Raw genomic sequence first — 18,081 nt, forward strand, 5'->3', positions numbered from 1 at the left:
TGTGCATACAATAATTACATGCCAATCGAATTCGACCCGGTCAAAGACCAAACCAACCAAGGGAAGCACGGCGTTTCGCTGGCGATGGCCGAAGCATTCGAGATGGACGCCGCGCTGGTGTGACGTGATGACCGATTCGATTACAGCGAAGAACGGTTTACCGCTCTCGGCCCGATCGGCGATCGCATCTATTCGCTTTCATTCACCATGCGCGGCGAAACGCTGCGTGCAATCAGTCTGCGCAAAGCTAACCGTAGAGAGGTGCTTAAATATGTCGACGAAGCGTAAATTTCACATCCCCGACGCCGCTGAAGATGTGGCGCTCACCAAGGCGGCCGAGAGTGATGCAGATAACCGGCCGCTCACGGACGCGCAATTGAAGCGCATGCGTCCCGCGCGTGATGCGTTGCCGGCGATGGTCGGCGAAAAGGCGGCTGCCGCCGCGCTGAGAGGCCCCGGCCGCCCCTCGATGCCGATCGACCAGCACAAGGTACGTACAACGATCCGGCTCGATCCTGACCTTATTGATGCTTTCAAGGGGACTGGCGACGGATGGCAATCGCGCATGAACGATGCGCTTCGCGAGTGGGCCAGCTCTCACGGCATGATTCGAGGCCGTTAGAAACTTGGTGGTGCCGCATCGCTGTGGCGGCTCGATCACATCACTTGACATGAAAAACGATGAACGCATTCGAAATTTCGAAAGACGAATACGACCGAATTAGTGGCCACCTCTCTCGGTTGGCAACCGAATTCGATCGCCCGAATCCAGCCGCCCAAAGGGTACGCGATGCGGCGCTTCACTATGCAAACAAGTATTTCACGACGCCGGGGGACGTAACGCGACCCGATATTTCGACGATCAGGGAATTCCTGACGCGACACGGCCGCAATCCGGATGCGAATCCGTGGGCGGAACAATCGCGCCCTGCCAGTGACGACTGGGTCAGGATCGGCGAGCGATTGCCGGAGCTTTCCGCGACCGCCACGGAAATTAGCGTGAAGGTGCGGCACCTCGTCGACGACAAAGTTGTGGAGTCCCCAGCCCGTTTCGTCAGCGAGCAGTCGAGCCTTAATCCGGTCGACGAGCCTTGCTTCGTGCTGCTTGGACGACAGAAGGATCTCCTCAATCCGCAAGATGAAGGCCGGATCGTCTCGGCACACGTCCAACCGACCCATTGGCGGCTGCACGAGGCATAACAGTCCGTCGATGGGCCGGAAGGTAGGGAAGGTGAGAACCGGGTGGGCCCGCGTTTCGCGGGCTTATTTGTTTGCGTGCTGCTTCGGATGGTTAGCGTTCTGAATGCAAATCAGACGAGTTAGGGCTAGGGATCGCGCTCGTCTTGCGTATATGCCGGCGGTCCGATGCCCGCAAACATCCGGCCAGAACGCCACATTCGCGGTAGTTCGACCGCAAGCGAGCGCCAGCGCGCAAGCACCGCGGCAAACGTCCCTTCACGTTTGGCGCGTCGAATTTTGTCAACCACGTTCCGGCCGCGCACGTACAGCGCGAAACTGCGTTTGCTCGAAAGGAAATGCGGAGCGTGAACACCGACCCACGCGAGCAATTCAGCCGGCGGTACGTCAGGACTTGTTGGATCGGGCTCGATATTGGCCACTACAGGGGTTTCTTCGGCCGACTTGTCACCGCTGGAATTGCCTTGCATCGCGGAGGTCTCAAGCGCAAGCAGGCGAAGCATTTCAATGCGATGCCAGGGTATCGGCGACCGGCCGGCGACGTAGTTGCGGATCGTGCGCGAGCAACAGCGCAATGTCCGGGCAACTGCGGCGATTGAAAGACCGTCGGTCAGGGTAAGAAACTCATGCAGGCAGCCATGCCGTTGTTCTGCGGACACCTGGAATCCTGCTGGAAATCGGAATGCTCGACTGAAGCAATTTTGTTCGCTCGATTACGCATACGAGAACTTGCGCGCGTTCCGTGGCGCATTCTTCGTCGTCGTCGAGCATCACAAGGAGATGGACCCCAAGCAACTTACCCGGCGCTTGCAGGGCCTGCTCAAACTAATTGAAGGCAATGAGACGCGACTCTGGTCGCTCATCCACGGACTAGACGCTTACTCAGACTTGGGGTTTGAGCAATCACGCTTCGTTTACTGGTGGAGTAGGTGGTTCGGGTTCGGGTGGATCTCGCGTGTGCCGCGCTAACGAACACGAATCCATACACGGATGTTCGTTCGGGCTCACGTTCGATCGAGGTTCGAATGACGGACGGGAGCTGCACCAAAGCGAGCAGGGGGCTCGGCCAAAAAATAAGTTAAGCTGGCGAAAAAACTTATATTTAGCTTATAATAAAAGCATGAACGCAATTAACTGGACCCAGAAAGCGGCAAAACAATTGCGCAAGCTTGACCGGCAGCATCAGGCAGCGATTCGCGACGGCGTGAGTACTCTGGCCGCGATGCCAGATTGCCAGAGCGTGAAAGCGCTGACCGATCACGATTACGGCTACCGGCTCCGCGTCGGCAATTACCGGGTCTTGTTCAACTGGGACGGCGCTATCAAGGTCGTCGAGATTGAGGAAGTGAGGAAACGCAATGAACGCACGTACTAACATTCAGGTCATCAACGGGCCGGACGGCAAACCCGCCTATGTCGTGATTCCGTACGCGGAATATGTCGCCGAGCATAGTGCTGAACGCGGCCTGATTCCGCACGAAGTCGTGAGCCTGACGGTTGACGGTGCAACGCCGGTTCGCGCCTGGCGCGAGCATCTTGGCCTGACGCAAGTTGAAGTCGCTGCACGTATGGGTGTCAGTCAATCCGCGTATGCGCAGCAGGAAGGAAGTGATCGTCTGCGCAAGGCATCGCGCGAAAAGATCGCGTCGGCGCTCGGCATCACGGCGGCTCAGCTCGATTTCTGACCGTTCCCAAACCATCCAGATTAAATGGGGCGCTAGACGCCCCATTTTTCCGTCCATGTGTCCCATAACCGTCACGATGCTGATTTGTCGTGGACGTATGCGGGCGGGCCGATGCCCGCGAACATTCGGCCAGACCGCCACATTCGCGGCAGTTCGACTGCCAGCGCGTGCCAGCGCGCGAGGACGGCGGCGAATGTGCCTTCACGCTTGGCGCGTCTGATTTTGTCGACCACGTTCCAGCCACGCACATACAGCGCGAAGCTGCGTCTGCTCGAAAGGAAGTGCGGGGCGTGCACGCCGACCCACGCGAGCAATTCAGCCGGCGGTACGTCAGGACTTGTTGGATCGGGCTCGATATTGGCCACTACAGGGGTTTCTTCGGCCGACTTGTCACCGCTGGAATTGCCTTGCATCGCGGAGGTCTCAGGCGCAAGCAGGCGAAGCATTTCAATGCGATGCCAGGGTATCGGCGACCGGCCGGCGACATAGTTGCGGATGGTGCGCGAGCAACAGCGCAATGTCCGTGCGACTGCGGCGATTGAAAGACCGTCGGTCAGGGTAAGAAACTCATGCAGGCAGCCATGCCGTTGTTCTGCGGACACCTGGAATCCTGCTGGAAATCGGAAGCGGTGCCTAATCTAACGTAAATGTTACAAAACTTACAATTAGATGCACCTGATAGCCGAATGTAGTCCGAGGTGAGCAAGTTAGAGAACTTCAATTTGACATAAGATAAAGAGTTGCACTTTCAGCCGAGACTGGCGCTGATCTGGCGGGCGAGGGAGCGGCGGCTAGCCCTGCTATGAACACGGTCACTGCTACCGTGGTCGCCGCTCCCGTCGCTTTTCCCCAAATGTTCACCCATACCTTGCGGATACGCTCGTCGTGCGCGCTTTCAGCCTTGCACGCGGAGATAACCTCTAGAGGATCAACATTTAGGATTTCTGCGGCGCGCATCGCAACAGCTTCATCGAAAGTCCCTAATGAATTTCGATATCGGCTAACTGCGGCACGCGTTACGCCAAGCGCTTTCGCGGCGGCGTAGTCAGACGGCAGGTCAAGTTTTTTCTTAACCGCGTCCAGATACTGGATTGTGGTCTTCATCGCACCCATACCCCTTTTTTAAAACACCCGGTTAGAACCTTAGGACAAACGTCAAGTGCGTGCAACGTTACACGGGCTTGACTACGTTACACGCCTTGAACTATTCTCCTGACCAGTCGCCCCAAAACGCCAGCGGTAAAACACCCACCCGCCGCGCTAGGAGGCCACCCAGCAAGGCGTGGGGCGACGTTTCTAAAGTCAGGGGTGGGTTTTAAGGGGTGCGGCATGCGTCATAGCTCGTTACAAATTCGCAAGTCATCCATCGGCGGCTACGCCGTTCGAAGCCCGTTTGAGCGGCGCGCTCGCGTGCTCGCCGCGATCAATGCCGTTTTCCACTGGATGGGGGCGTGATGGAGGCGCCGATCCCAGCAACGACGTTTTACCTAGGCTGGCGAATCCTGTTCGACGGCTGGTTTGCCGTGATGAACGAGGAGGGAAGCGTGGTCGCTTTCGGGCTGCGGACGATGGAAGGCGCAAAGCATCTGGTGGACTCGATCATCTGCGCGCGGGAGTTTGATTAATGACCCCCGTCCTGCTGATCGTTTATCTGGCCGGTGCAGCGTCGGGCGTTCTGTTGATGGACGTTCTCACGAACTGGCGGCGCAAATGAGCACGTCGGCCGCGTTCGATGATCTCGGCTACAACGCCGAAGGTCCGGAGGATGTGTCTTTCGGCTACGTGCCCGGCTCGGTCGGCCCAACGCACGTTCTCCCCACACCGTGGACGGCTCGCCGTCGTGCGGAATTCGACAGGGCACGCGCTGAGTGCATGCCCGTCATCAATGCAGCACTGGACAGGTTCAAAGCGATGCGGCCGCGTCCGTCGCGTGCGCCGGTTGATACCGATGCGTACGGACGGGCGCGCGCCCGTGTCCTTAAGGGGCGTGGCTGGTGATACACCAATCAAACGAAGCATGGGCTAACGCCATGGTCGAGTCGCTGCCAGCGCGCTGGTGCGGCTCGCTGCTCGGCGCGTGGGAGCGTCGCCGTTCGCGATTCAACCCGGAAAAGCTCACCGGTGCGAACGAAGCCCAGCGGAATGCAAACGAGACGCTACGGACCACCGTGGCGCGTCTTTTGCCGTTCGCAGTCAATGACGACCTGACGCTAGACGCCGACGACGGCGCTGTAGTCGACGCGGCGTGGAAGGGAGCGGAGCGCTGTCGCGTGCGCCTGCTCGAAATGGCAGACATGCAGCAGCACGGCCGCGATGCCCTGCGCGCGGCGGGCGTGTCGGCCGACGAAGCGGAGGCGGTCGAGGCATTCGAGGCGCGGTGCGAGCTCGCAGGTTTGTGTATTGCGCGCGGCATCGAGGCACCGGCCAAGAAATACGACGACACGCCCGCCGTGCGTCGCATGGTGGCGGCCAGGTGGTGGACCGGACAGTTGCGTAAGGCGCACGCCCGCGCGCTGGAGTCCGCGGCGATTGAGCTGGGCACCGTCAACAAGTCGCGCGACATGTACGTGTCGAATGAATCGCTGGCGGCCCGCAAGGCGCAGAACGAACGCAACGCGGCGACGCTTGAGGCGACCATTGCGCGCAACGTCGAGACAGAGCAGGAATTCACGCTGGCAGAACTGGCGGCCAAGGGACCGGCTAACCGCGCCATCAAGCGCGCGGAACTCATGACACGTATTAACGGTTTCGAGCGAATCGCCATCGCGCACGGCCACACCGGGCTTTTCCTCACTGTCACCTGTCCGTCAAAGATGCATAGCCACAAAATCATCGGTGGCCGTGCCGTCAAAAACTCGAAGTACGACCACACCAAACCGAAAGATGCACAGAAATATCTTTGCGGCGTGTTTGCTCGCATTCGCACCTCACTGGCTAACCGAGGCATGCGGCTTTATGGTTTCCGCATTGCTGAGCCGATGCACGACGGCACGCCGCATTGGCACCTGCTGGTGTTCTATCCGCCTGAGAACGATCAGAAAATCCGCGCCACTATCCGCCGATACGCGCTCCAGATGGACGGTGATGAAGCGGGCGCGCAAGAGAGGCGGTGCGACTTCAAGACGATGGACCCGGCGATTGGAACGGCGGCGGCCTACATCGCCAAATACGTTGCAAAGAACATCGACGGGCACAAGCTCGAAAAGGACCTGTTGGGTAATGACTCGCTCGATACGTCGGCCCGTGTCGAAGCATGGGCTTCGCGCTGGCGCATCAAGCAGTTCCAGCAGGTAGGCGGGCCGCCGGTCGGCCCGTGGCGTGAAATGCGCCGTGTTGAAAGCGTGCCGTCTGACGCACCGGCGCACGTGCTGAAGGCATTCAACGCGGTCAACAAGGTGGCGAAGTTCGAGGGCCGGGAAAACGCCTCTGTCGCGTGGGACCACTACGTCGAAGCGCAAGGGGGCGTTTTCTGCGGCCGTAACTATCGCATCCGCATTGCAACGGTCGCGAGCGACGCGCTCACGGCCTACGGCGAACCGGCCGCAGCTAGACCGGTCGGCGTGGAGTACTTCGAGGTCGCGAAGGTGCACGACGCCCTGGGCAACTGGACGGACATTCTGCCGCGCACGGTAACCGTCGAATCGAGGAGATACACATGGCAGGTAGTCCGGAAACACCAGGCATATCGCACAGGTGCCACTTCCGCATCGGCGGTTACATGGGTTGGGGAAGGTTCTACGTCTGCTGGTGCGGGCGCACCTTCTACCCGGGCGGGCTACGTCGAGCGCGGATTGAAGGGTTTGGATTTGGGTTTGAAGCGCGCGCAGCGCGCGCCTTGGACCTGTGTAAATAACTGTACGGAGCACGGAGAAAATGAGCGAAAAAGCGACGCTGACGCAGTACGCGATGCGCAACGAAGCGGAGGTGGACAAGGTGGTGAGGGCTTCGGCGCTCATTCCGCAGGCCGCACGAATCGTTTTGAAGGAGCAAGCCGCCCTTATTCGCATGATGGCGGCGGCCATTGACACGATGAAGCTGGGCACGCAGGCAGGTTAGGGCAAGCGGGCGGCCTTCTCACGCCCGCACATTAGAACGAGGCAGACCAACATGAGCATCAAGGCAGCAATCGAAGCGCTGGCGCACAACGCCACACATCCGAAGTTCATCATCGACGCACTGCACGAAATCGAGGCGCGGCTGAAGGCGCTGGAGGAGAACGCCAAGCGGGCGGCACCGGTCGAGGGCGAAGCGGCGGCGACGCGCCCGGCCATCGTGGCGCTGACCCCGGCACCGACGCCGGAATCGGCACCGGCCGCCGTAGAGCCGGCCGCGCCCGTGGCACCGGCAGTGCCAGAAGTGGCACCTGCCGCGCCGGCAGTCCCCCCGGTCACGGCGTAAGGAGGCGGCCATGGCGTATCTCGGAAAAGCGGACTGTGGAACCTGTAGCCATGAGGTTGATGTGCGCTCGAACGTGCGCGGCATGGCCTATTACAAGTGCGGGCGGTGCGGTGTCGTGCTGACGCAGAAAGAGGAGCGGGGCAACCGGCTTTTCATGGCGAAAATCCGGCCGGAAGCGGACCCGGATGAAGCGCCTGCCGTGGTCCGCGAATCGCCGCGAATCGCGGAACCCAAACCGGCGGTGAAACCCGTCGAAACACCGAAAAAAACCGATGCACCGAAGCCGCGCGGCGGCCTGTTCGGCGGCATTCTCTCAGGGGCTTAAATGGGAAAGATCACAGAGGCGACGACGCTCGAAGCGGCCGTCGTGGACACGCGCGCCGATTCGACGGTGGACGTGCTGGCGGGCATCGCCCAGGAAGAAATGTCCGAACACGCGGACATTGCCGCGAAGGTCGAAGCGGCCGAAGCGGCCACCATCGAGTCGGAGGCGGCGACGGTGGCGGCCGGCTGGCGCGAGGCGCTTGGCGCGGCCAAGGAACTGCTGACGGCCGTCATTCCGCCGGTTGAGCCGGTGTGGACCAATGCGCGCATGGATGCGCTCGCGGCGGCGCTCGGGCGCTGCGATCAGGCGTACGGCTGGGGCGGGGCAGGCCAACTGCTCGGCCATCCTCTATTCGCGCTCGCGGTGGCCGGCGCACCGATCGGGTACGGCACCTATCAGGTGGTCAAGCCGATGATGGACAAGGCAAAGGCGGAACAGGCCGCGAAGCTCGCCGCGCCTAAGATCAAGCCGGGATCGATGACGCAGGAACAGCTAGCCGTCGCGCCGGAAGCGCCCGCGTTCGGGACGTGACATGACGGCCGGCACCAGCAATCAGGCGCACATCATCGCGGTGGTGGGCGCGAGCGGCAACGGAAAGGGGCTATACGTCAAGGCGTGGCTGAAAAAAACTCGAGCCCCGATTCTGGTCTGGTCGCCGCTCGAAGCAACGGACGGCTATGCGGCCGTGATTGGTGGCGTGATCGTGTCGAGCGTCGCGGAACTGGTCGCGGCGATCAAGGCCAAGAAAAAGCGCATCGTCTACGTGCCGAACCATACCGACGTCAAAACCCAGTTCGACCGGTTCTGCCGCGTCGCGTGGGAGCTAACCGGCTGGGTGGTGGTGGTCGAGGAACTGTCACGCGTGACGACGCCGACATGGGCGCCGCCGGCATGGAAAAACCTATCGACGGCAGGGCGGCACCGCGGATTAACCATCATCGGCACGTGCCAGCGGCCGGCACAGGTGGACAAGGATTTTTTCGGAAATTGCTCGGAGATCCGCTGTTACGCGGTGGGCTACGTGAACGACGCCAAGGTCATGGCCAACACCATGTTCTGTGACCACCGCGAGATTCTAAAGCTGCCGCAATTCCACTACCTGCACCGTGACGTGCGGGCCAAGGTCAACACGCCGGGCGTGGTGTCAGTGCCGAAAAACTGAAAAAAACCGTGATTCGCGGAGTCCGCGATTCGCCGCAAAACGCCGTGATTCACGAACAGTGACCACGGCGTTTTTCTTTGGGATTCTGCGGACTCATTCAACGCAGAGGGCAGGACGTGTCGACAGGCGATAACTGGTTTCCGAGTCGGAACCGCATGGTGATGGAAATCATCGCCACCACTATTGGCGTCGTCGGCGCTTCGATCCTGATTTCGCGTATCCCGTTCATTAAGGCACTGGTCGACGGTAACTCGATCTGGTCGCTCACGAACAGCGCGACTACCTCAACCACCACTTCCTAACGGAGCCAACCTTGAACCGTCAAGACCTTAAAACCGCTGCCGTGATTCTCGGCGTCGTCACGCTGTGCGCCTTCGTGCAGCGCAATTTCGTTGCCATTCCTGTGATCGGGCCGTACATGCCCGGCGGCGCAATGTCCTAACGGACACCAGGCCAGCTAGCGGACACCCACCCTTCATCACACAGAGAGGAGCGCCATGCGCATCCAGCAACAGAACAACGTCACGCCCTACTACCCGGGCGGCACCATCATCGTCAATTTCCCGCTGGGTGTGACGTACGAACAGATCAAGGTCCAGCTTACCGGCGGCCTGACCTGTGAACAGATCACGCAGGCGCGCCTGAAGGTGAACGGCAAGGCGGTTTTCACGGTGGCCGGCGGCGACCTGAAAAACGAGAACCTGTATGACGGCAAGGTCAACGACGATTTCACGTTCTGGCTTGACTTCACGCAGCAGAACGCAAAGTCATCGAGCGCGGCCGGCAAGCCGACCAGCCAGGCGGCCGAAATGCTGGTGGCGTGCTATCCGTCCAACCTGTTCCAGAGTTTCACGCTGGAAATGGACATTGCATCGACGGCGCCGGCCGTGGGCGTCGGTGGCGTCACGGTCTACACGACCGAAAACGATCCGAGCACGAACCAGTTCGTGCTCAAGCAGTTGTTCGCGAACTACAACTTCCAGAACGCACAGAACAACGATATCGCGCTGCCGGTCGGGCAGTCGGGCGGCATCATCAAGCAACTGTTTTTCCACCAGACCAACTATGGCCCGGCGTGGACAGTTTCGACGGTGATTGCCACGGGCGCACTGGTGACGGCAAACGGCAACCTGTACAAGGCGACCACGGGCGGCACCACGGCATCTAGCGGTGCCGGCCCGAGCACCACGGCAGCATCGATTGCGGACGGCACGGTCACGTGGGCGTACGTCAGCGGCGCGGGCTCGATCTCGAACATTCAGGTGTTCAATGCGGGCGTGATCATCATGCAGGCGACGCCGGCCCAGCTTGCGACGGTTCAGAACCAGTACGGCAAGGTGCAGGAAGCGGGCCTTCTGGTCATTGACTGGTATCTGCAAGGCTTGCGCGAAAAGCTGCTGAACACCACCAAGTCCAACAACGTGTTCGTGCGTCTCACGACCGTTGGCGGCCCGGTCACGCTCACTGGTTACACGCGCCTGCTCGATCCGGCCGGCCGTTAATCGGTTCAACCGGAGGGAGTAGACATGGGACTTTTCACCATGCCGGGCGGCTCGGACGATAGCGCCACGGACGATTCGGGCAGCACGGACGCAACCAGCGGCGATGGTTCGCTGTCGTCGCTGTTCGGGCTGAACGATATCGGCAGCGGCTACGGCGTCACGACCTATACCGATCCGCCGACGCCAACGGCAACGGCGGGCGACCTCGGCACGTTGCAGTCGTCGGGATCGTCGGCGGCCAGTCCGATTGATATCAACGCGGCGTTTGCCGACACGCTCGGCACCATCGTTGCGTTGGACTCGATCAACTCGCAGGCGTCCACAACTGGCGTCGGCTACTACAAGGCCGCCAACGGGGTCAGTTATCCGATTGGCACCGGGCCGGGGCCGGGTTCGGCCGTCGTGAGTTCGACGCCGGGCAACCTGCTGTTCTGGCTGCTGCTGATCGGCGGTGCGGTGCTGTTCGCGAAGGAGGAACACTTGTAATGGGTACGCCATTCTCGATGAGCGGGCCGGAAACCTCGAACTACGCGGGGCCGTCCGATGCCGCGATGGATAACGTCGTGACGTTCAACGATGGTTCCTTCACGACGGCCGCCACGCCGACGCCGGGCCTGACGGCTGGGTTATCGAACGTGACGGGCGGCATTGCATCGCTGGGCTCGGCGGTGTCGAACCTCACCAGTTCGGCAAGCGGCATTTTTATGCTGCTCGCGGTAGGCGGGGCGGTGTGGCTGTGGCTGCGCAAAAAGCTGTGACCGCGCGCCGCGCGTCGGCGGATGAGATCCGGCCTTTCGTGCGGCGTGCGGAACGCTTCTGCACCACCAGCGAGACGTTAGAGCAGCTACTTTTGGCGGGCGAATGCTGGCTGGTAGAGGAAGGCGGACACGCGGTAGCAGGATGGTCGCAGCAGTGGCAGGGCAGCAACCTGCATGTGCTGGTCTACGGCGGGCAGGCCGATATTGATCTGTCGCTGGTGCTGAATGCGTGCCTCGAAGCGCAGCGGCCGGCAAGCGCCAGTTTCCAGACGCGCCGGCCGGGCCTGATCCGCAAGGGCATCGAACAGGGATACCGCGTCGTGGGGCATCTGCCGCGCGGCGTCATCATGAAAAAGGAGTTTTGAATGGCTGGCGGCAGCAGTTCATCAAGCGCAAGCAACACCAGCACGACCAGCCAGGACAACCGGCAATCGGTATCGGGCGGGACGGGCGTATCAACCTCGGGCAGCGGCAACACCATCACGGTCAACAGCCTGGACGATGGCGCGATTACCGCAGCCTTCGGTACGGCAAACAACGCCATTGAGGGCGTACTAAACGAAGGAACCAGCGCGCTCGATGCGAATACGCAGGTCGCGCAGGCGTCGATGACGAATTCGCAGCAGATCGCGAATAGCGCCATCACGTCGAACAGCAGTCTGGCGGAATGGCTGTCCGGAACGGCCATCAATGCAGTGAGCACCGCATCGAACAATGCCACGTCATCGGTACAGACGATGGCGGCGAACTTCGCGAACCTGCTCGATCAGACGATGAGCAGCGACGCGAGCAACCTGTCGAGCGCATACGCGAACAACGCGCAGACGCTGGCAACGGCATATTCAGACGCAGACACCAGCGACCAGCGGACCATCGTGCTAGGTGGCATCGCGATTTGCATCGTGGCGCTGTGGTTCATGAGCCAGCGGAAGGGGGCATAAGTGCAGAACATCGGAACAACGCTCACGCCCGGCACAGCGACGCCATTCCAACAGAAAGGAAAGGTGTTGCAGGTCCTGTCATCGGGCAACAGCGCGGGGCTGACGGTCCAGTTTCTGAAGGGCTCGCAGGTCGCCTATACGGTGAACGGCGTGCTGGGCGGCTACAAGCTGACGCCGGAGGGCGGCTTTGACAGCCTGACCATCGCATCCGCAACCGGCGACACGATCAGTGCGATCGTGACTGGCGGCGATGTGGATATCCAGATTCTCTCGAACGCGAGCGTGATCACGAACACGTCGGCCGACCCGGTGCCCGTAAATATCGCGGGCGGCACCGTCAACGTCACGGCGTCCAATATCACGGTCGCCAACACGACGGCGCAACCTGTGCCCGTGCAGTTGCAGACGGACGCGGAGGCAACGCCCATGCCGGTGTCGGTGTCGGGCACAGCCAACGTGTCTGGCTCGGTCAGTATCGCCAACGGTGTGGGCTCGCCCGTGCCCGTGTATGACGCGTATCAGGCACCCGTGACGGCCGCGTGGACTTCGGCCACGGCGCTAAACACTGCGGAGACCGTCAACACACAGGGCTATGACACGGTGATTTTCACGGTCGCGCCATCCGGCACGATCACGGCCGGTGCAATCACGTTTGAGGTGTACGACGGCACCAACTGGATTTCGCTCAAGGCACCGCGGACGGACAGCTATCTGACCGATACGACGTTCGCACTGGCGGGCGCGGGGATCCACTCATGGCAACTGCCTGTGGCGGGCTATCCGCAGGTGCGCGCGCGCCTCTCGACGGTGATCGCGGGCAGCGGTACAGCAAGCCTCGTTGCAATCGCGTCGAGTGCGCCGGACGTGTCGCTTGTCACTGTAGGTCTCGATCCGAACCAGCCGCTGCCGGCCGGTACAAACAGTATCGGCGCGGTGACCTTGGGCACTGGATCGAACACCATCGGCGCGATTACCGATAACACGCAGCAGGTGCGCTCGGTTGCGGGAAAGTCGTTCAGTGCCGGATACAGTTCCGGTTCGGCAGCGTCCCAATACTCACGGATTCAGCTATGGAACCCGGCCGGGTCGGGCGTCAATCTGTACGTGCAGCAGGTATCGACCTACGACGTAGGCGCAACGGCAATCTCGGTGCCGCTGCTGTTGAATTCCACGCAGGCGACCACTTTGGTGGGGCAGGGAATGTCGAAGCTGGCGGGCGGAGCAGCGGCCCAAGGGCAGATCCGGACAGACACCACCGCAACTGCATCGCCCGCATTCACGCTAGGGGTAACCGCCTTGTCCGGAGCCGGAGTCACGTCGAATTATCCGAGCGCGGACCCAATCGTTATCCCGCCCGGCTATGGATTGACCATGGAAGCCAGCGTGGTGAACTACGACATTGGCGGGATGTTCGAGTGGTACGAACAATAAGGACGTGCAATGAAAAACACCTTGCGGTCGATGGCGGGCGCCGCGCTCGTTGCGGCGTCCCTGCTGTGCGTGCAGTGCAGCGGCCCGGCGCCGGTAACGGCCATCGTGTGGAGGTTCGCATAGTGGACAACAACCAGGGCGGAATTGTGCTGCTGATCGTGGCAGTCGCGGCAGCGGTCTATTTTTTAAACCAGAGCGGATCGTCGTCGGATAGCGGCGGCGATACCGACGTAGCAGGGAGCGCGCTGGGCGGCGCAACAGGGGATTTCATGGATCTGTTTTCAGGCAGTGGCGGCAACACCAGCAACCGCACGGCGTTTCTCGCGATGATCGGACAGAGCGAGGTCGGCGCATCGCTGATCGGTGAAACGGACAGCGGCTATAACGTGCTGTGCGGCGCAACGCCGTCGAACCCGCTGACCTTCAGCGACTACAGCACGCATCCGGACATTCTGAATCAGGCGCTCGATTCGACGGCGGCCGGGCTGTATCAGATCAACCATCCGACGTGGCTGACGCTGTGCAAACAGACGGGGCTGTCAGACTTCAGCCCGGCGACACAGGACGCGATGGCGATCCAGCTAATCACGAACAAGGGCGCGCTCGCGGACGTGGACGCGGGCAATTTCGCCGCAGCCGTGCAGGCGTGCGGACCGGTGTGGGCAAGCCTTGGCTACAACAGCTACGGACAGCCAACTAACGCGCTGGATTCGTTGCAGGCGTGGTATCAGGCAGCGGGGGGCGCCGTCGCATGAGCAAGCCTGACAACACCATCGGAAACGTCGCCATCGGGCTGGCGGTCGTGGTGCTCGGATTCGTCGTGTACAAGATGTTCATCAATCCGACGATGGTGAGCACCAGCACGCCGGCAACGGCCAAGCAGACCACCAACGCGAGCAACCCGGCCGCGCTGGCGGCCAGCATTGCAGCGGCAACCAACGCGGTCAGTTCGCTGTTCGGCACCACCAACAGTTCGGCGGGGAGCCTGAACAGCTATCTGCCAGGCGTCGGCACCGACACGACCGGCGGACTCGATCAGGCGTACACGTCGGCGGCCTACGATCCCGACTCCGACAGCGCGGCCATTGCCGCGGCGACCAGCGCATCAATGGCGCAGGCGGGAGAAAGCGATCTGAATTCGTGGGACTTCTCACTGTGAGCCTGAAAGACGACGCGCTCGAAATTGGACTGGTCGTCGTCGGCATCGCGGCGGTGATCTGGTACGTCGAGGCCAAATATGCGGCGGCCGGCGGCGTCACGGGCCTGTCGTCGTCGCTATTCAGCTATGCGACGGGCTCACTGTTTAGCGGGGGAGACCCCACACCCGGCATGGGCGCGATCCCTGACCAGACGACGCTCAACACCAGCAACGCGACGCAATCGCCCACGGTGAATTCGCTACTGGATTCAAGCCTGACGATGCAGTCAATCGGGATGTAAGACCATGAGCGTATTAACCGATCTCATCGCGCCGGGCGGCGGCGTCGCGGACCTCATCAGCACGGTGATTAAACGCGTGTGGCCGGACAAGGCCGCGCAACAGCAGGCGCAGGAACAGTTTGACCTTCAGCTATTGCAGATGCAGCAGCGCGGCGAACTGGACCAGTTCGATGGACAGGTCAAGCTGGCGCTTGCGCAGGTGCAGACCAACAACACCGAAGCGGCCAACAGTAATTTCTTTGTATCGGGTGCGCGGCCGGCGGTGATGTGGGTGTGTACGGCGGGGCTGGCGTATCAGATACTCGCGCGGCCGATGCTGATGTGGGCGTCGATTGGCTGGTGGCATATCCCGATTCCGCCAGCGATCGATAACAACACGCTGATGACGCTGCTGGTCGGGCTGCTCGGGCTCGGGACAATGCACATGACAGAGAATGTCGTGCAGGCCCGGCAAGGGGCTGGCAATGGCTGACAACGTATCGAAATGGGTCGGTGTGGCGGGGCTCGCGGTGACGGCCGGCACGCTGATATGGCAGATGAGCGGCATCGCGCACGACGTGGCAGAGGTGCGCGTGGGCATGGTGGACATGCGCAGTGAAGGAAAGGCAACCGACGACCGGCTCTATGCGCTGGAGGGCCGTGTGGTCAAACTCGAGACCAGTGTATCCATGATGGAGAAAAACGAATGACCAAGCATCGACGCCGGCAGTCGCGCGACAGCAAAGGCCGCTTCAAGCGGAAATGAAAAAAGCCCCTGTTTTCAGGGGCTTTTTGCTTACTGAGGTCGAGGAAACCGACATGAAACTAATGTTAAGCCAGACGGCTCGGCATGCACGCGAGTGGCCTTGAAACCTGCGCTATCGAGAATTGCCTGAACGGCAACTGGGGGTGCTTGAACGAAGAATCCATATCCGTCATAGGCTGGGGTCGCCCCATTAGGACCAGGCTTAAAAAACAGCGGATCGTCTGCATATCCGACGACCAGTCCGACAGACATGCCAAAAAATGTGAGTGCGTTGGGGAATGCCTCTTTGAAGGCGTTAAAGCCTTCGGGTGTGACCTTGTATGCAGGCGTTTCGATGACTTGAGACTGGACCAGTCGCGTGAAGAAATCCTTCGAGGAGAGGGAGCAACTCATCAGATTGTCGAGCGGCAATGCCTGAGCGGACGCGGAAGAGATTGCAAGGGCGGCAAGCAGGGCGGCTTTTATTTTCATGGAAACTCCGGTGTGTGGTGCGCGGGATTATGCTTGAAAAAAAGCCCGCCGAAGCGGGCAAACCACACGCGGTCAGCCGGGGATTCCCAGCCGCCGTGACAGATACGCCCGGCGTGTGCGGGCGTTTTCAATGATGCTTTCGAAGGTGCCGGCCAGCTTGGCGCGGCGCACCTTGCCGGCCACGTCCCAATGCAGGATGTAGTACGCCATGCGCTGGTCGCTGCCGGCGAAGCCAGGGGCAAGAGCGGACACCCAAAGCTCCAAATCTTCATACGTAACAACGACTTGCCCGAACAGATCAAGCATCGCAAACCTCGGCGAAGCGAACTGCGGAAAAGAAGCGTTTTGCATACGTTAATCGGAGCTTAGGCGGCCAGTGCAAGGCCTGATACTGTCGTTTTCCTGTACCGGCGACGATTTGACATAAGATAAATTATCAACACTTTTGGCGTAGTAGCTTTATAGAAATGTCGTGTTCTAGCCAGATAGAAATGTCGTGTTTGGGCCTGGATATGCTTGCTGGTTCCTTGTGGGACTACGGAGCCGGCGATGCATCCAGCGACACTGGTGACATTGAACATGCGCGAACTCGACCGACTGAAGGTGATCCAGGCTGTTATGGATAGGGTTCTGAAACCTGGACGTGCTGCCGAACGGTTGGGCCTGACCGTGCGGCAGATCGAGCGGCTGGTAATCCGATACCGTGAATCAGGCGCAGCGGGCCTGGTCTCACGCAAACGCGGCCGACCAGGTAACCGGCGGCTGGACGACGACGAGGCCCAGCGTGCCCTGGCGATTATCCGCGAGCGCTACACCGATTTTGGCCCGACGCTGGCCTGCGAGAAGCTGGTCGAATGCCACGGCATCCGTCTGGCGAAGGAAACGGTCCGCAGGCTGATGACGGACGCGGGCCTATGGGTGCCGCGCCGGCAGCGGCCACCGAAGGTCTACCAGCCACGCGCCAGGCGGTCGTGCCTGGGCGAGCTGATCCAGATCGACGGCAGCGAGCATCCGTGGTTCGAGGACCGGGCGCCTCAGTGCACGCTGCTGGTGTACGTCGACGACGCAACGAGCCGGCTGATGCACGTGCTTTTCACGGCCACCGAATCGACGTTCAGCTACTTCGAGGCGACGCGTACGTACATCGAGCGTCACGGCAAGCCGGTGGCGTTCTACAGCGACAAGGCGAGCGTGTTCCGGAATACGGCCGCGAGCAAGACCGGCAACAGCGTGACGCAGTTTGGCCGCGCGATGTACGAGCTGAACATCGACACAATCTGTGCAAACAGCAGCCCGGCCAAGGGTCGTGTCGAGCGCGCCCACCTGACGCTGCAGGACCGGCTGGTGAAGGAAATGCGGTTGCGCGACATCAGCACGATGGCTGCGGCCAATGCCTGGGCGCCCTCCTTCATGGCTGCCTACAACGCGCGTTTCGCCAAGCCTCCGAAGAGCGATTTTGACGCACACCGCCCGCTGAGGGCTGACGAGAACCTTGAGCTCGTGCTCACGTGGCGCGAGCCGCGCAAGGTGACGAAGGCGCTGACCGTGCAGTACGACCGGGTTCGTTATTTGATGGACGATACGTCGGAGAACCGACGGCTGATCGATCGGTATATCGAGGTGTGGGAGTACCCGCACGGGCGTATCGAGATCCGTGCAGATGGCAAGGCGATTGCGTGCCACTCATATGACCGGCTGACAGAAGTCGATCAGGGGGGCATCGTCGAGCACAAGCGTCTGGGTTACGTGCGTCAGGTCTCGCAGGCGATGCAGGTTCAACGCGATAACAGCCGGATTGGCAAGGCACCCTCCCGGACTCATCTTGGCGCTCCACCGAAGGGGCAAAACCGTTCGCCGGGCAAGAAGAAGCAACGCGAATTCACGCAGGCGGACATCGAACAGGTGGTCGTGGATCTTGCCCAGCAAAGACAGATAAAACCGCAGCCCGTAAACCTGGCGGGTGGTCGGCAAGGTCAGTCGAAACAGACGTAAGCGCCCTGCCCATTCACAACGGATCCTTCGACAC

The 18,081-nt window shown here is 61.0% G+C and carries 32 protein-coding genes; 27 read left to right on the forward strand and 5 right to left on the reverse strand.

Annotated features, from left to right (window positions below):
- Positions 1-18: 18 nt before the first annotated feature.
- The 4 genes from PQQ96_RS42345 to PQQ96_RS05910 all read left to right on the forward strand — a co-directional run bounded on the left by PQQ96_RS42345 (position 19) and on the right by PQQ96_RS05910 (position 1,200).
- Positions 19-123, forward strand: a complete 105-nt coding sequence (locus PQQ96_RS42345) for a BrnT family toxin (protein ID WP_459252136.1) — start codon at positions 19-21, stop codon at positions 121-123.
- Positions 124-186: 63 nt separating this feature from the next.
- Positions 187-288, forward strand: coding sequence for a BrnT family toxin (locus tag PQQ96_RS05900; RefSeq protein WP_408290032.1), 102 nt, complete (start codon positions 187-189; stop codon positions 286-288).
- Positions 272-622 (forward strand): BrnA antitoxin family protein, encoded by a 351-nt coding sequence (locus tag PQQ96_RS05905; RefSeq protein WP_408289942.1) that lies wholly within the window; start codon positions 272-274, stop codon positions 620-622. Before PQQ96_RS05900 ends, PQQ96_RS05905 begins: the two co-directional genes overlap by 17 nt.
- A 59-nt stretch (positions 623-681) precedes the next feature.
- The gene (locus PQQ96_RS05910; RefSeq protein WP_408289944.1) at positions 682-1,200 is read left to right on the forward strand and encodes a hypothetical protein; all 519 of its coding nucleotides are present in this window, start codon (positions 682-684) and stop codon (positions 1,198-1,200) included.
- Between the two features lie 125 nt (positions 1,201-1,325).
- Here PQQ96_RS05910 and PQQ96_RS05915 read toward each other — a convergent pair whose 3' ends face one another.
- Complete coding sequence (locus tag PQQ96_RS05915; protein ID WP_408289945.1) at positions 1,326-1,856, reverse strand: IS21 family transposase; 531 nt, start codon at positions 1,854-1,856, stop codon at positions 1,326-1,328.
- A gap of 461 nt (positions 1,857-2,317) precedes the next feature.
- Here PQQ96_RS05915 and PQQ96_RS05920 point away from each other — a divergent pair, with 461 nt between their 5' ends.
- Both PQQ96_RS05920 and PQQ96_RS05925 read left to right on the forward strand, forming a co-directional pair.
- Positions 2,318-2,572 (forward strand): type II toxin-antitoxin system RelE family toxin, encoded by a 255-nt coding sequence (locus PQQ96_RS05920; RefSeq protein ID WP_408289947.1) that lies wholly within the window; start codon positions 2,318-2,320, stop codon positions 2,570-2,572.
- On the forward strand, positions 2,556-2,882 hold the full coding sequence (locus tag PQQ96_RS05925; protein ID WP_408289949.1) for a helix-turn-helix domain-containing protein: 327 nt from the start codon (positions 2,556-2,558) through the stop codon (positions 2,880-2,882). Before PQQ96_RS05920 ends, PQQ96_RS05925 begins: the two co-directional genes overlap by 17 nt.
- A gap of 71 nt (positions 2,883-2,953) precedes the next feature.
- On the opposite strand, the gene PQQ96_RS05930 is transcribed toward PQQ96_RS05925, so the two are convergent.
- Both PQQ96_RS05930 and PQQ96_RS05935 read right to left on the reverse strand, forming a co-directional pair.
- Positions 2,954-3,484 (reverse strand): IS21 family transposase, encoded by a 531-nt coding sequence (locus tag PQQ96_RS05930; protein WP_408289951.1) that lies wholly within the window; start codon positions 3,482-3,484, stop codon positions 2,954-2,956.
- 115 nt (positions 3,485-3,599) lie between these two features.
- Complete coding sequence (locus PQQ96_RS05935; protein WP_408289953.1) at positions 3,600-3,986, reverse strand: DUF3693 domain-containing protein; 387 nt, start codon at positions 3,984-3,986, stop codon at positions 3,600-3,602.
- 350 nt (positions 3,987-4,336) lie between these two features.
- On the opposite strand from PQQ96_RS05935, the gene PQQ96_RS05940 reads away from it, so the two are divergent.
- The 20 genes from PQQ96_RS05940 to PQQ96_RS06035 all read left to right on the forward strand — a co-directional run bounded on the left by PQQ96_RS05940 (position 4,337) and on the right by PQQ96_RS06035 (position 15,528).
- On the forward strand, positions 4,337-4,507 hold the full coding sequence (locus PQQ96_RS05940; protein WP_408289954.1) for a hypothetical protein: 171 nt from the start codon (positions 4,337-4,339) through the stop codon (positions 4,505-4,507).
- Between the two features lie 85 nt (positions 4,508-4,592).
- Positions 4,593-4,880: a hypothetical protein gene (locus PQQ96_RS05945; protein ID WP_408289956.1), complete on the forward strand. Its 288-nt coding sequence runs from the start codon at positions 4,593-4,595 to the stop codon at positions 4,878-4,880.
- Positions 4,877-6,907, forward strand: a complete 2,031-nt coding sequence (locus tag PQQ96_RS05950; protein ID WP_408289958.1) for a replication endonuclease — start codon at positions 4,877-4,879, stop codon at positions 6,905-6,907. The genes PQQ96_RS05945 and PQQ96_RS05950 overlap by 4 nt, the downstream gene beginning before the upstream one ends.
- A gap of 82 nt (positions 6,908-6,989) precedes the next feature.
- On the forward strand, positions 6,990-7,280 hold the full coding sequence (locus PQQ96_RS05955) for a hypothetical protein (RefSeq protein ID WP_408289960.1): 291 nt from the start codon (positions 6,990-6,992) through the stop codon (positions 7,278-7,280).
- Between the two features lie 10 nt (positions 7,281-7,290).
- Positions 7,291-7,605, forward strand: coding sequence for a hypothetical protein (locus tag PQQ96_RS05960; protein ID WP_408289962.1), 315 nt, complete (start codon positions 7,291-7,293; stop codon positions 7,603-7,605).
- On the forward strand, positions 7,606-8,136 hold the full coding sequence (locus tag PQQ96_RS05965; RefSeq protein WP_408289964.1) for a hypothetical protein: 531 nt from the start codon (positions 7,606-7,608) through the stop codon (positions 8,134-8,136). It abuts the gene before it with no gap.
- Position 8,137: 1 nt separating this feature from the next.
- On the forward strand, positions 8,138-8,767 hold the full coding sequence (locus PQQ96_RS05970; protein WP_408289965.1) for a hypothetical protein: 630 nt from the start codon (positions 8,138-8,140) through the stop codon (positions 8,765-8,767).
- A 116-nt stretch (positions 8,768-8,883) separates the two neighbouring features.
- Positions 8,884-9,069, forward strand: a complete 186-nt coding sequence (locus tag PQQ96_RS05975) for a hypothetical protein (RefSeq protein WP_408289966.1) — start codon at positions 8,884-8,886, stop codon at positions 9,067-9,069.
- Between the two features lie 11 nt (positions 9,070-9,080).
- On the forward strand, positions 9,081-9,209 hold the full coding sequence (locus PQQ96_RS05980) for a hypothetical protein (RefSeq protein WP_408289968.1): 129 nt from the start codon (positions 9,081-9,083) through the stop codon (positions 9,207-9,209).
- 55 nt (positions 9,210-9,264) lie between these two features.
- Positions 9,265-10,269, forward strand: a complete 1,005-nt coding sequence (locus PQQ96_RS05985) for a major capsid protein P2 (RefSeq protein ID WP_408289969.1) — start codon at positions 9,265-9,267, stop codon at positions 10,267-10,269.
- Positions 10,270-10,293: 24 nt separating this feature from the next.
- A complete protein-coding gene (locus PQQ96_RS05990) occupies positions 10,294-10,755 on the forward strand; it encodes a hypothetical protein (protein WP_408289971.1) in 462 nt (153 codons plus the stop codon).
- Positions 10,755-11,027 (forward strand): hypothetical protein, encoded by a 273-nt coding sequence (locus PQQ96_RS05995; protein WP_408289973.1) that lies wholly within the window; start codon positions 10,755-10,757, stop codon positions 11,025-11,027. Before PQQ96_RS05990 ends, PQQ96_RS05995 begins: the two co-directional genes overlap by 1 nt.
- Positions 11,006-11,392, forward strand: coding sequence for a hypothetical protein (locus PQQ96_RS06000; protein ID WP_408289974.1), 387 nt, complete (start codon positions 11,006-11,008; stop codon positions 11,390-11,392). The genes PQQ96_RS05995 and PQQ96_RS06000 overlap by 22 nt, the downstream gene beginning before the upstream one ends.
- Positions 11,393-11,968 carry a hypothetical protein gene (locus tag PQQ96_RS06005; protein WP_408289976.1) on the forward strand — a complete coding sequence of 192 codons (576 nt, stop codon included), beginning with the start codon at positions 11,393-11,395 and terminating at the stop codon, positions 11,966-11,968. It abuts the gene before it with no gap.
- Positions 11,969-13,399 carry a hypothetical protein gene (locus PQQ96_RS06010; RefSeq protein ID WP_408289978.1) on the forward strand — a complete coding sequence of 477 codons (1,431 nt, stop codon included), beginning with the start codon at positions 11,969-11,971 and terminating at the stop codon, positions 13,397-13,399. It abuts the gene before it with no gap.
- Between the two features lie 122 nt (positions 13,400-13,521).
- The gene (locus PQQ96_RS06015; protein ID WP_408289979.1) at positions 13,522-14,154 is read left to right on the forward strand and encodes a glycoside hydrolase family 24 protein; all 633 of its coding nucleotides are present in this window, start codon (positions 13,522-13,524) and stop codon (positions 14,152-14,154) included.
- Positions 14,151-14,558, forward strand: coding sequence for a hypothetical protein (locus PQQ96_RS06020; RefSeq protein WP_408289981.1), 408 nt, complete (start codon positions 14,151-14,153; stop codon positions 14,556-14,558). The genes PQQ96_RS06015 and PQQ96_RS06020 overlap by 4 nt, the downstream gene beginning before the upstream one ends.
- The gene (locus PQQ96_RS06025; RefSeq protein ID WP_408289983.1) at positions 14,540-14,839 is read left to right on the forward strand and encodes a hypothetical protein; all 300 of its coding nucleotides are present in this window, start codon (positions 14,540-14,542) and stop codon (positions 14,837-14,839) included. The genes PQQ96_RS06020 and PQQ96_RS06025 overlap by 19 nt, the downstream gene beginning before the upstream one ends.
- Before the next feature lie 4 nt (positions 14,840-14,843).
- Positions 14,844-15,311, forward strand: coding sequence for a holin family protein (locus PQQ96_RS06030; protein ID WP_408289984.1), 468 nt, complete (start codon positions 14,844-14,846; stop codon positions 15,309-15,311).
- Entirely contained in the window at positions 15,304-15,528 is a 225-nt protein-coding gene (locus PQQ96_RS06035; RefSeq protein WP_408289986.1) for a hypothetical protein, read from the forward strand. The genes PQQ96_RS06030 and PQQ96_RS06035 overlap by 8 nt, the downstream gene beginning before the upstream one ends.
- An 86-nt stretch (positions 15,529-15,614) precedes the next feature.
- On the opposite strand, the gene PQQ96_RS06040 is transcribed toward PQQ96_RS06035, so the two are convergent.
- Positions 15,615-16,055 (reverse strand): hypothetical protein, encoded by a 441-nt coding sequence (locus PQQ96_RS06040; RefSeq protein WP_408289988.1) that lies wholly within the window; start codon positions 16,053-16,055, stop codon positions 15,615-15,617.
- A gap of 72 nt (positions 16,056-16,127) precedes the next feature.
- Positions 16,128-16,361 carry a hypothetical protein gene (locus PQQ96_RS06045; RefSeq protein ID WP_408289990.1) on the reverse strand — a complete coding sequence of 78 codons (234 nt, stop codon included), beginning with the start codon at positions 16,359-16,361 and terminating at the stop codon, positions 16,128-16,130.
- Between the two features lie 243 nt (positions 16,362-16,604).
- On the opposite strand from PQQ96_RS06045, the gene PQQ96_RS06050 reads away from it, so the two are divergent.
- Positions 16,605-18,047, forward strand: a complete 1,443-nt coding sequence (locus PQQ96_RS06050; protein ID WP_408289991.1) for an ISNCY family transposase — start codon at positions 16,605-16,607, stop codon at positions 18,045-18,047.
- The last annotated feature ends 34 nt before the right edge of the window (positions 18,048-18,081 follow it).

Origin of the sequence: Paraburkholderia sediminicola (assembly GCF_046027825.1) — a bacterium.
Lineage (GTDB): Bacteria > Pseudomonadota > Gammaproteobacteria > Burkholderiales > Burkholderiaceae > Paraburkholderia > Paraburkholderia sediminicola_D.